This window comes from Amylibacter sp. SFDW26 (genome assembly GCF_009184395.1).
Lineage (GTDB): Bacteria > Pseudomonadota > Alphaproteobacteria > Rhodobacterales > Rhodobacteraceae > Amylibacter.
In genome coordinates this window covers 160,836-173,006 of record NZ_WEIC01000004.1, presented here as the reverse complement: position 1 = coordinate 173,006, position 12,171 = coordinate 160,836, and the positions used below count along the sequence as shown (strand labels likewise).

Annotated in this window: 15 protein-coding genes; 9 read left to right on the top strand and 6 right to left on the bottom strand. The window is 45.9% G+C overall.

What is annotated here, in order from left to right:
• Window positions 1–2: 2 nt before the first annotated feature.
• The gene (gene nadA, locus F9L33_RS12520; protein ID WP_152143137.1) at window positions 3–1,046 is read right to left on the bottom strand and encodes a quinolinate synthase NadA; all 1,044 of its coding nucleotides are present in this window, start codon (window positions 1,044–1,046) and stop codon (window positions 3–5) included.
• 86 nt (window positions 1,047–1,132) lie between these two features.
• Window positions 1,133–2,068 carry a LysR family transcriptional regulator gene (locus tag F9L33_RS12515; protein WP_152143136.1) on the bottom strand — a complete coding sequence of 312 codons (936 nt, stop codon included), beginning with the start codon at window positions 2,066–2,068 and terminating at the stop codon, window positions 1,133–1,135.
• A gap of 151 nt (window positions 2,069–2,219) precedes the next feature.
• Between F9L33_RS12515 and F9L33_RS12510 the strand changes: the two genes are divergently transcribed.
• Window positions 2,220–2,429 carry a hypothetical protein gene (locus tag F9L33_RS12510; protein ID WP_152143135.1) on the top strand — a complete coding sequence of 70 codons (210 nt, stop codon included), beginning with the start codon at window positions 2,220–2,222 and terminating at the stop codon, window positions 2,427–2,429.
• Between the two features lie 75 nt (window positions 2,430–2,504).
• Here the strand turns inward: F9L33_RS12510 and F9L33_RS12505 are convergent, their stop codons facing one another.
• The 4 genes from F9L33_RS12505 to F9L33_RS16005 form a co-directional block, all read right to left on the bottom strand.
• Window positions 2,505–3,959, bottom strand: a complete 1,455-nt coding sequence (locus tag F9L33_RS12505; RefSeq protein WP_152143134.1) for a M20 family peptidase — start codon at window positions 3,957–3,959, stop codon at window positions 2,505–2,507.
• Between the two features lie 81 nt (window positions 3,960–4,040).
• Window positions 4,041–4,832, bottom strand: a complete 792-nt coding sequence (locus tag F9L33_RS12500; RefSeq protein ID WP_152143133.1) for a siderophore-interacting protein — start codon at window positions 4,830–4,832, stop codon at window positions 4,041–4,043.
• Window positions 4,833–4,937: 105 nt separating this feature from the next.
• The gene (locus F9L33_RS16010; protein ID WP_255478426.1) at window positions 4,938–5,066 is read right to left on the bottom strand and encodes a hypothetical protein; all 129 of its coding nucleotides are present in this window, start codon (window positions 5,064–5,066) and stop codon (window positions 4,938–4,940) included.
• 107 nt (window positions 5,067–5,173) lie between these two features.
• A complete protein-coding gene (locus F9L33_RS16005; RefSeq protein ID WP_255478425.1) occupies window positions 5,174–5,296 on the bottom strand; it encodes a hypothetical protein in 123 nt (40 codons plus the stop codon).
• A 144-nt stretch (window positions 5,297–5,440) separates the two neighbouring features.
• On the opposite strand from F9L33_RS16005, the gene ettA reads away from it, so the two are divergent.
• The 8 genes from ettA (at window position 5,441) to F9L33_RS12460 (ending at window position 12,130) form a co-directional block, all read left to right on the top strand.
• Window positions 5,441–7,096 carry an energy-dependent translational throttle protein EttA gene (gene ettA, locus F9L33_RS12495; protein ID WP_152143132.1) on the top strand — a complete coding sequence of 552 codons (1,656 nt, stop codon included), beginning with the start codon at window positions 5,441–5,443 and terminating at the stop codon, window positions 7,094–7,096.
• Window positions 7,097–7,204: 108 nt separating this feature from the next.
• The gene (locus tag F9L33_RS12490; RefSeq protein WP_152143131.1) at window positions 7,205–8,755 is read left to right on the top strand and encodes an RNA-directed DNA polymerase; all 1,551 of its coding nucleotides are present in this window, start codon (window positions 7,205–7,207) and stop codon (window positions 8,753–8,755) included.
• A 369-nt stretch (window positions 8,756–9,124) separates the two neighbouring features.
• On the top strand, window positions 9,125–9,325 hold the full coding sequence (locus tag F9L33_RS12485; protein WP_152143130.1) for a hypothetical protein: 201 nt from the start codon (window positions 9,125–9,127) through the stop codon (window positions 9,323–9,325).
• A gap of 145 nt (window positions 9,326–9,470) precedes the next feature.
• The gene (locus tag F9L33_RS12480; RefSeq protein WP_152143129.1) at window positions 9,471–9,914 is read left to right on the top strand and encodes a universal stress protein; all 444 of its coding nucleotides are present in this window, start codon (window positions 9,471–9,473) and stop codon (window positions 9,912–9,914) included.
• 99 nt (window positions 9,915–10,013) lie between these two features.
• A complete protein-coding gene (locus tag F9L33_RS12475; protein WP_152143128.1) occupies window positions 10,014–10,295 on the top strand; it encodes a hypothetical protein in 282 nt (93 codons plus the stop codon).
• 208 nt (window positions 10,296–10,503) lie between these two features.
• Window positions 10,504–10,800 carry a hypothetical protein gene (locus tag F9L33_RS12470; protein WP_152143127.1) on the top strand — a complete coding sequence of 99 codons (297 nt, stop codon included), beginning with the start codon at window positions 10,504–10,506 and terminating at the stop codon, window positions 10,798–10,800.
• A gap of 168 nt (window positions 10,801–10,968) precedes the next feature.
• Window positions 10,969–11,157, top strand: coding sequence for a hypothetical protein (locus F9L33_RS12465; protein WP_152143126.1), 189 nt, complete (start codon window positions 10,969–10,971; stop codon window positions 11,155–11,157).
• Window positions 11,158–11,224: 67 nt separating this feature from the next.
• Window positions 11,225–12,130 (top strand): cytochrome c, encoded by a 906-nt coding sequence (locus F9L33_RS12460; protein WP_152143125.1) that lies wholly within the window; start codon window positions 11,225–11,227, stop codon window positions 12,128–12,130.
• The last annotated feature ends 41 nt before the right edge of the window (window positions 12,131–12,171 follow it).

Below are 12,171 nucleotides of genomic sequence, written 5' to 3'. Positions count from 1 at the left end.
GATTAAATCTTCACGTCAATCATGCGCTGCACAGCCAAACGGGCTTTTTCAGCCAAATCAGGATCAACTGTCACTTCTTCTGTACCAGTATGCAAAGACCAAAGGATTTTCTCCAAAGTGATGCGCTGCATATGCGGGCACAAATTACACGGCCCAAGGAAATTTACCTCTGGCACCTCATCCGCAATATTCGAGCCCATGGAACATTCCGTAATCAGCAGAACCTTCTCTGGCTGGTTTTCACGCACAAAGTTAATCATCCCAGATGTAGAGCCGCTGAAATCAGCCTCATCCACAACATCTGTCGGACATTCAGGGTGTGCAATGATCACCGCGTCAGGCTCGTATTTACGGTATTCACGCAGTTCATCCGCCTTAAACTCGATATGAACCTCGCAAGCACCTTCCCAATAAACGATCTTCTTCTTCGTTTGCTTGGCAACGTTTTGCGCCAAATGACCGTCTGGTGTCATGATCACAATATCGCTGTCCATGCTGTCAATGATCTGAACCGCATTGGACGATGTGCAACAAATATCAGACGCTGCTTTCACTTCCGCAGTTGTGTTCACATAAGATACAACAGGCGCCCCTGGATTGGCTTCGCGCATCTTGGCAATATCCGCCGCTGTAATGCTTTCCGCCAAAGAACAGCCCGCACGGCTGTCAGGGATCAGAACCGTCTTTTCAGGGGACAGGATTTTAGACGTTTCCGCCATAAAATGCACACCGCCCTGAATGATGGTGCTTTCCTTAACCTTCGTGGCTTCAATCGCCAATTGCAGGCTGTCGCCCACAATATCGGCAACACCGTGGAAAATATCTGGCGTCATATAATTATGCGCCAAAATCACAGCATCTTTTTCTTTTTTCAGCTTATTAATCGCAACGATATACGGCGCATGACGGGCCCAATCCGCATCTGGGATCACACGGTCACATCGTTCATGCAAATGACGCGTTTCTTTAGCCAAAGCCAAAGATGGCTCCAGATCAAAAGCCGCTTCCAATTGCGATTTCATTTCGGCGCTACCAGGAATAATCATGATATACCCTTTAGAATATGTTCAGTTGATACTTAACTAAGTGCTAATTTAAAGAATTAGAAGGCATATTTCGCAAAAACGGCTATTTAAGCCGCGTTATCGCGCTTCATACCTTTAATAAACTTCTCAACCATAAACTCCAAAAATAGACGCGTTAGACTACGACTACCCGCATTACGCGGCCAAACGGCATAAACACCAATACGCTCGCTGGTCCATTCAGGCAAAACACGCACCAATGTGCCAACAGCAACTTCATTCATAACATACATCTCTGGTAACCATGTAATGCCACGCCCAAGCAAAGCCATTTGCTTCTTTGCTTCACCATTATTGCACCAAAATTTATTTTGCGGCCATTCCTTGGGATCAAACCCACGCTCGAACACCTCACCATCATTCCCCAATTTATGCAAAGTCATCTTGGGCCACCCCGCTTCACAAATAAAAGGATATGCCAATCGCTCAAAGTCTTCAGGTTCAGTAATAGGTCCAAGCTTTTCAATTAAATCTGGGCTCGCATATAAACACGCATGCCCTTCGGTTAATTTACGTACCATAAAGTTGCTATCCGAAATATCGCCCAATTGAATAGCAAGATCATAACCACTTTCATTCAGGTTATGATGTCCCGTTTCATAGCAAACCTCTAACAGAATATCAGGATATGTATCCATGAAGTTTGCCAAAAGTGCCGTAAACTTCGGAGATGCCATAAAACTTGGCATAGACACAGATAACTTACCACGTGGGCTGACCATCACATTTTGCAGTTCTTCCAACCCTGTTTCCGCAGCATCCAACATATCATGCGCATATTTGGACAACTTCTGCCCAGCATCTGTCAGCGTCAAAGACCGCGTAGAGCGATACACCAGTGCCGTATCCAATGTTTCTTCAAGCTGGGAAATATGCTGACTGACAACAGGTGCAGATATACCCAACACATTTGCTGCCCCAGAAAAAGATCCCGTCTCAGCAACTTTGGCGAAAACCGCCAGTGATTTAAGATTTGGTAACATGAAACTACATTATGCGATTTTTCAAAATAATGAAATAACTTTATTTAGTATACCCGATCAATGCGACTCATTCTAACGTTACGTAACAGCGATCACAACTGATCACTTGTTTTCAATCGCGCACCTCCCAGCGCAACGAAAAGGAAAGAAAATGAGAACTTTAATCATAGCCGCAACAGCCGCTTTAACACTAACTCCAACTGCATCGTTTGCAGGGGATTTTGACATCCCTGTATATGTTCCTGATTTCTATGCAGAGTTCACCCAAGACACAGATAAAGCATCAGTTACCAAAGAAGATACAGCTTCCCCTAAAATCATCGCTGTTAAAGCGAAAACAGAACAAGACGCGGACAATTAGGTCCGTATCCTTGACCCCAGCAGGTGCTCCCTTTTCCCTTAATCTGCTGGGGAACCTCCCCCAGAATTCAGTCTATTATTGCTTACTCAGCAACGACCCATAAAAATCAATCCCACGTCCTAAATTCTCAATAGAAAGCCTTTCATTAATACCGTGAAAGCGCGCGATATCATCGCTATTCACAATGAACGGGTTAATCCTGTAAGCCGCGTCCGACGCTTTCGCATAATGACGGGCATCAGTTGCCGCGATTGTTAAACCAGGCACAGATGCAATCGGTCCAAATACAGATACAATAGATGTCTCAATATCACGGTATCCATCTGCGGTTTTACTCGCAACAGGGGATGCCTCAGATGCCGCATCTCTGTCGACGATGACTTTGATATTTTCATCGTCAATCACGTCAATCACATGGCTAACGATATCATCAACCGTATCCCTTGGATGGATGCGAAAGTTAATTGTTGCTGTCGCTTGTGACGCCAAAACATTCTCTTTATTCGATCCCGTCACCATAGTCGGCGCCGTGGTTGTTCGTAGCATTGCATCTGTAGACGCTGAGCCCGACAAAATTGCTTCCAATAACGGGTTAAACAACCAACGGTTTGCAAATAATGCGCGTTTTTCCAATGAAAAATGCCGACCTAACCCATCAAAAAATTCAGCGGAAACACCATCCAATCCACCTGAAACAGGCTCATCCTGCAAACGGCTTACCGCACGCGCAATACGTCCAACAGTCGTCACACGTGGCGGCAATGCTGAATGTCCTCCGTCAGCCTCTGCTACCAATTTAACCGTCACATAACCTTTTTCAGACAGATTAATACTGGCCACAGGCACATCCAACCCGGGAACAATCTTATCCAAGACAAACGACCCTTCATCCAAAGTCCAAGCCAATTGAATATCATTCTCGTTTAAATACTCAGCGACAGCTTTGGCACCAAGACCACCCACCTCTTCATCACCACCAAAGCTTAGATAAATCGTGCGTTTGGGGGTAAATCCTGTTGAAATCAAATGTTCAACGGCCGACAAAATGGCAATCAACGCACCTTTATCATCCAATGTGCCACGTCCCCAAACATAACCACCTTCAACAGCCCCTGAAAACGGGTCATAGTCCCATTTATCCAAAGACCAAGGCGCAATTGGCACAACATCATAATGCGCCGCTAATAATACAGGCTGTAAGCTTTCGTCCGTCCCCACCCATTTAAACAAAGGGGTATCAGCATCCAACTTTACCATTTCCATCTTCTCGTGAACAACGGGGTAAGCCGTTTCCAAGAACGATAGGAACCCATCAAACTCAATCTGATCACGCTTTGCAGAAATTGTTTGATATTGCACAGCACGCGATAGGTTTTGCACCGCTTGATCTAAGTCAGCACCCAATGCAAAAGCCTCTGCATTGCTATGATCCGCAGGTTTATACCGCGCAGTATTTATCCCTATGACGACAGACAAACCTATAACCAGCAGTAATAAAACACCCGTTATTCGCAAAAATATCTTTCGCATCACGCCCCCATACCCTTAAACAGATTGCGTAAATGCTATGTATAAGGGCATATTGTGTCTACGAAAACGTAGCGTAATTGCTTAGACAGCCGCCGCCTCTTGGCGTTTAACCAATTGGTGCTCATCTTCAATCAATCCTATTTTCCAATAACCAGAGATATAAACATCATCACGCGGCAATTCTCGTTCTTTTGTAAAGTACCCCCGAATAGCTTTGATCACGCCACTTTCCCCAGCCACACAGGTTTGCACCACACCTTCAGGCCAAACCATATTACGCATAAATTCTTCTTGTGCTGTTGACGGTTTATGCGGGTTCGCCTGCACCAACCAATGCACATCAATCCCAGCAGGCACATCCAAATCCTGCGCATCTTCTGCCGATTGCACCTCAAAGATTGCAACGCCCTTTGCATCTCGTGGCATCGCTTCCAATGCAGCACCTGCTACGGGCAACGCCGACATATCTGCCGCCACCAAATACCAATCCGCATAGAACTCTTTGATCTTAACTTCACTTGGCCCCGCAAACCCAAGGAATGATCCAGTTTCAGCACGCATCGCCCAAGCACTCGCAGGACCTTCATCACCATGCGCCACAAAATCAATTACCATTTCCAATGTGTCAGGATCAAAACTACGCACAGTATACGTCCGCTTCACGGGCGCTGGCCCATCCACAAAACACGCCTCAAAATCGGCTCGTGTTTGTCCAATCTCGGGCACAAAAATCTTACAATTCGCCCCAGCACAACCAGCATATACGCTTGCCAATTCAGGCCCCTGAAACACCACACGGATCATATGCGGCGTTAGATAAAACGCGTCTTTAACTGTTAGTATACGGGGCGCAGGCTTCTTAGGTTTTGTCATCGATATATCCTTACATGAAAAAACCACAGATTGGCATTGGGCTAGGTCTGTAGGTTATATCGGTTATTATAATAAAAAAACGGGGGCTAAAAGCCCCCTTCGTGATTAGCTACCTGCGTTGATGAAATCACCGCCGCCCACGTCACCACAAGCAGCAACCAAACCCAGAACCACCAAACATTTTGCAACCGTGCCTACTTTGCCGTTTGCCATGCTCATTGCGTAATCAATCATTTCCAGTCTCCTATTAAATATCTGCCCCCAGACCCTAATAGAGCTTTCCAAAAATGATGAATCAACAAGCCATAGCAAAACTTCAAATACCCGTTATGAAAAGTTTATCATTCGTCCAAAAAGAATTCTTCATTGGATGGAAACGCATCCAACGTACTCGTCTGCGTCACACCAGCCGATGATGCACAGCCAGCCAACACAACAACCAAAATCAAAGAGCTTATCTTCATATCAAATCACCTTTATCCAGATATTTCGGATTTCCCCCTTAAAACACCAGATTTTTCCGCAATACAATGCGATTTCCCGTTTGCACATCACACCATTAAAAAATACAACAACCCATAGAAAATTCGCACAAAAGGGCTCTCAAAATGGCATCTTATCAATACGTATACCACATGGAAGGCGTTTCCAAAACTTACCCAGGTGGCAAGAAATGCTTTGAGAACATCCATCTGTCCTTCCTCCCAGGCGTAAAAATCGGCGTTGTCGGTGTGAACGGCACAGGTAAATCCACCCTCATGCGCATCATGTCAGGCCAAGACAAAGACTTCAGCGGTGAAGCATGGGCCGCCAAAGGGGCTACAATCGGCTACCTGTCCCAAGAACCTGAATTGGACGACAGCTTAAACGTACGCGATAACGTCATGCTGGCCGTGGCCGAGAAAAAAGCCATCCTCGACAAATACAACGAATTGGCGATGAACTACTCCGAAGAAACCGCCGATGAAATGGCCAAACTTCAAGATGAAATCGATGCAGACGACCTGTGGAACCTAGACGCATCCATCGACATCGCGATGGAAGCCCTACGTTGCCCCGCAGATGACGCAGACACAGCAACCCTTTCAGGCGGTGAACGCCGCCGCGTTGCCCTGTGTAAACTGCTCTTAGAAAAACCAGACATGCTGCTCCTCGACGAGCCGACCAACCACCTTGACGCTGAAACAATCGCATGGCTGCAAAACCACCTGATCGATTACAAAGGCACCTGCCTGATCGTCACCCACGACCGCTACTTCCTTGATAGCATCACATCATGGATTCTTGAACTCGACCGCGGTCGCGGCATCCCATACGAAGGCAACTACTCTGCATGGCTGGAACAAAAAGCCAAACGCATGGAACAAGAAGCCCGCGAAGACAAATCCAAATCCAAAACACTCGCACGCGAATTGGAATGGATGCGCCGTGGTCAAAAAGCCCGCCAAGCCAAACAAAAGGCGCGTATCAACGCCTATAACGAACTGGCAGGCCAATCCGAACTCGATAAAATCGGCAAAGCCCAGATCATCATCCCGAACGGCCCTCGTCTGGGCAACAAAGCGATCGATGTGAACGGCATTTCCAAAGCTTACGGCGATAACCTTTTGATCGACAACCTGTCCTTCTCCCTCCCACCGGGCGGTATCGTCGGCGTCATCGGCCCCAACGGCGCGGGTAAATCCACCCTCTTCCGCATGCTCACAGGCCAAGAAACCCCTGACAGCGGCACAATCGAGCTGGGCGATACAGTCAAACTCTCCTACGTCGACCAATCCCGCGATGCGCTGGACGACAAAAAAACCGTATGGGATGAAATCAGCGGTGGCCAAGACATCATCATGTTAGGCGACGCCGAAATGAACAGCCGCGCCTATTGCTCGTCGTTCAACTTCAAAGGCGGCGATCAACAAAAACCACTTGGCCTGTTGTCAGGCGGTGAACGCAACCGTGTCCACATGGCGAAATTGCTGAAAGACGGCGGAAACGTATTGCTGCTCGACGAGCCAACAAACGATCTGGACGTCGAAACACTCAGCGCATTAGAGGCCGCCATCAGCGACTTCGCAGGCTGCGCCGTGGTCATTTCCCACGACCGCTTTTTCCTAGACCGCATATGTACCCACATGCTGGCGTTCGAGGGCAACAGCCACGTCGAATGGTTCGAAGGCAACTTTGAAGACTACGAAGAAGACAAGAAACGTAGACTGGGGCCAGACGCATTGGAGCCAACACGGGTGAAATATAAGAAGTTTACTCGGTAAGTTCATGGACACACTAGTCTAAACCAGCGTTTCTATAAGCTAAATATTGCAATAACAAAGATAGACGATTAGCTTCCAAATATATTTTATTTATATTTGGAAGTACTTATGCCTGGCTTGGACAAAACTGTTGTAAAAGAAATTGAATGGTCATCAGCAATTAAAAATATTGCAGTAGATAGCCGTACAGATTTCATCCTTTCACCTCACCTAGACGTCATATACCGAGAAAAAGGCGGTGAATTAATACAGCAACTATGTTCAGCTTTAACATCGGGTTCATATGAACCACAACTCCCAATGACTATAAGTGTCCCCAAAAAGGGGATTCTAACTCGTCCAGGAAGTATATTATTGCCTCAAGATAGGTTGTTATATCAAGGCCTAGTAGAAGACATGTTGCCTCAAATAGAATCTCAATTTGATAGAAATATTGCTTTTAGCCACATACCTTCAGATAAAGATGGAGAGTTATTCAAACCATCACACGAATGCTGGGGGCAGTTCCAAGAACAAATCGAAAGCATATGTGGTAACAACGCTTTTGTATTGCAATGCGATGTTGCGAACTTCTTTGAAACCTTGCCGCAGCATAATTTAATAAATGCTCTCGAAGGCTGTGGAAGTAGAACTGAAGCCGTCAGGCTGCTTGAAAAAGTTTTATCTATTTTTAGACAAAAAAGTTCTCAAGGGATAATACAGGGCGTCTACCCATCAGATGTGCTTGGAAACTTTTACTTAACTGATTTTGACGCAAATTTTAGCTTAGCTAACTTAGCATCGGCAAGATATGTGGATGACATTTACGTCGGTTTTCCTGATGAACTTCAAGCGAAGACATACCTCAACTCAATGGTTGAAGATTTAAGAAAAGTAGGTTTGAGCTTAAATCCCGATAAAACAAAAATCACTCAAGCATCAGATCTTCTTTTCGAACAAAAAGAAGTCGATTTATTGTTTGACGCGGCTCGAGATGAGCTAGATTCGATTAAAGATTTCGTAGAAGAGGGTGGATACGGTTTTCAAGGAGATTGGATTAATTCTGATGATGTCGAAGCCGCTTTAGATGAAGACGATGAAATAGAACTCCTCGCTGTAAGAAGCCTAATAGATTTTGTTTATGAGAGTGAAGATCAAGCTGAAAAAATCGACCGTTTTTGCTTGCCATATTTACGAGCTTCAGGAGATGATTATGGCGTTGAACGTGCTTTTAATGGTTTAATTTCTAGACCACATCTAACTCGCCTGTATTTTTCATATTTGAATCATTTTGCTAAAATAAATCTAGATGTACAAAATCGAATTGAAGAACTTATTAGAAAGAATGGTTTTCATTTAGATTATCAAAAAATGTACTATATGGCAGGTGTTTTGCCTTGTGAAAGTGTTGATGCAAGGACAGTTCGCCATGTAACAACATGGTTTAATAGCCCAATGGTGGGATCGGCGACTCGTGCGATAGCAGCAATATTTATAGCAAAGTTTGGTACAGCGCGCGATAGGAGGGCTATACGAGCAAAATATGACAATGAAGACCCATATGTACGCGCAGCAATCCTATATTCAGCTCAGTATTTTATTTCCGCAGAAAAAGCCACAATGCGCACAGCATGGAAAGGACATTCAGAGATAAATTCTCTTATAGCTTCTGCAATTTAACTTTTGCTAAAGGGACATATGAATCCCCATTATTTCAGACTGGTAATTTGCCAGCATCAGACTGTGATATCTTTCATATTCCCTATTAACAACTTCCCCCTTCCCCTAGCCCCCAACCTCGCTTATCCTCTCACATAGGGTCAGCGCATTGTTGGCCTCGGGGTGTCGTTACCCCTCTCAAACCAGCTGGTGTCAGCTGAAATGATACCTTCTCGATTTAATGGTCGGGGAGGTTATGACGTATGTCCAGGGTTTCGGCCTAAAGGTCATAGCAGTCGTGTTTGAGCGGCTAACGAACTCCCCGGCTGTCGGATCATCCGACGGCCGTTTTCATTTGATGATTTGATTTAAGGGAGCGGCAATTACGCCATGATGATATTTCCAACCAGCAGTGCTATGCACACCGTCTATATTACGAAACGCACACGGCACTTGGTGATGCAAATGCTCTTCGACGAAGGCCATCTTGATCCTGACGATCCATTGATGCCCATGGTCCAAGCTTTCCTAAACCAGCCCAATATGGGCGAAGTGCGGATCAGAAACAGGTTGCGTTTGGTGTTTCGGTGATCTGACAAAAGTCATACGCCCTGTGCACGTGTGGTGCACGCCGATCATACGCCGATTTCCAGCGATAATCCTATTGACCCAGATCAAAGCAATGATCTGCGCAATCTCCTATCCTATAGTCATAGCAATCAATAGGAGACCCAATATGTTTAAAAAAATCGTCGTTGGCCTAGACGGCTCTGACCCATCCGAAAACGCCCTGCGCGTGGCCTGTGATTTGGGCAAGAAATACAAATCGGAAATCCATCTGGTGCACACCCCCGAACCCGAAACAGTTGTCGTTGTAGGCGCCACAACAGGCTATGCAACCGTCGCCGCCTCACCCCGCCAAGAGGAAATGGATGAAGCGGGAAAAGCCGTGTTAAAAAACGGCGAAGAGATCGCAGGCAGTGCTGGCTGCAAAAAGGTTGAAACGCATTTGACCCACGGAAACACCGCCGATCAAATCCTGCATTGCGCCGAAGATTGCGGTGCCGATCTGATCATAACAGGTCGTCGCGGCTTGGGTGCCGTTGGCAGTTTGGTTCTGGGCAGCACCAGCCAACGCGTTAGCCACTTGGCCACATGTGCCTGTCTGTCCGTGGCATAAGTCACGTCGCACACACATGCATTTGACTATCTGTTTGTTGAAATCTGCCTGATTGGCTTCATCCTATACTCAATCCGTAACCCAGTAAGGAGAGTATCGATGAAGTACAGACATAAAGTCCAAATGGCCGCTGTCGCAGTGGCCATGGCGATCACCGCACCAGCCTCGGCTGGCATCTTGAAAACCCACACGGGGCAAAAGATCATTTTTGCAGCCCAAGGTGGCACGAATTATCACGCAAAACGCCATCACGGTGTTACGCATTTCGTATTCAAGAAAAAGCGCCACAACAGACATGCCTATAAACGCAGCCACCGATCATTCAAACATAGTCGTGGTCATTTCAGACACAACACGTTTAAACGCAGATTTAGACACTAATACCAATCAGGCGGGTCATATCGAACCCGCCTTTTTTATGACAATTGTCATACGCCCTGTGCACGCGTGGTGCACATGGATCATACACAGTTTTTCACAGTTTGCGCACGCCGATGTGAACAAAGTTGCGCGGTACTGATATTGCCCCTGAATGGTGATAGGCGCATATTAGAGGTAACTTGAAACACAGCTATATGGATCTCCCACCATGCACGCTTTAAACAAAACACTCGGTATCGTAATTGCAGGCGCAGCCACGCTTGCGTTAACTGCTATCATTTCTATACCTAATCAAAAACCATCCTATCAAATCATTGATATCAAAGATGTTTCTTTCGTAAACGCAGCTCATTCGGACACTTATTTGGACGCTTCAGATGATGACCAATACGAAGTGCACGTACGCGTCTCAAAGTCCCCGTTCGAAGTGAAATCTGGCGGTGGCTACATAAACCATGGCTTTGAAAACGCATTACATTACAAACGGTCTAGAGCCAACAAATAATCCATAACATACTGATATTGAATACCTTTACATGACACATTGTATTTCATGCACCAAATACGCGCCTTAATATTTCGTTAAATTACCCCAAAATTGCCACATTTCGGACCTTTCCAGCACATGTTTTGTTGCCAAATTGGAAACAGTAACTAGTAAATGGAGTAAATTATGAAACCGTTCAAATTGGAAGCGAAACACATGGTCCCTGTAAAAGACACAGCCTTTGCAAAAGACAGATCAACAAAGTTGTTGCGCTCATTAGTCCAACGTCCAGAGGCCGTTATGGAAGCTTTAGAAAACACAGACTTGCGGTTTTCACTGGTTCCACAAAAACGCCGTGTCGTACGCTTGGGTTAACCCTACCCACTTGATTTTACATTAAATTTCCGCCACGCTATTCCTGAAACATGGATAGGTTGATCGTATGCGTAAAGCATTAAAAGGTGTGGTTCTACTAGGCATCGTCGCAGGCGGTATGGGCTGGTTTATATCTGCCCCCTCTTATCTGCCCGCAACTAGCATCCCCACGCAATCAGGCGATATCGCAAATGGCGAACATGTGTATTATCAAAGCGGTTGCGCATCATGCCACGCAGCACCTGATGCAAAGGGTGAAACAAAAAATGTTTTATCAGGAGGGCAGCACTTCAGAACTGATTTTGGCACATTCATAGCCCCCAACATCAGCCCATCCAACATTCACGGTATCGGCGATTGGACCGTTTATGAGTTCATCAATGCATTGAAAAAAGGCGTCTCACCAAAAGGGCAGCATTATTACCCTGCCTTTCCATTTACATCCTATGCCCGCATGACGACAACTGACGCTGTCGATCTCTATGCCTACATGCAAACACTGCCAAAATCCGAAGAACCAAATCAACCACATCAAACCTCTTTCCCATTCAATATCCGCCGCGGGCTTGGGTTGTGGAAACAATTATACCTGAATGACACGCCCGTAATCGCAGCATCAAATGATCCACAAATCCAACGCGGGCAATATCTGGTTGAGGGTGCTGGGCATTGCTCAGAATGCCATACACCGCGCAATATGATTGGCGGCCTACAAACAGATTACTGGCTGGCAGGTGGCCCTAATCCTGATGGTGACGGGAAAATACCAAACATCACCCCGCATGACACAGGTATAGGATCATGGTCAGAAGGTGAAATCGTGAATTATCTAAAAACTGGGTTCACGCCTGACTTCGATAGCGTAGGCGGATCCATGGTTGCTGTCATAGACAATACATCTCGACTGTCAGACCAGGATTTATCGGCAATTGCTAAATACTTAAAATCTATCCCAGCAATCACAACAGAATGATCTGATACGGCCCCAATCTATACGATTTAAGTCAAATGCAG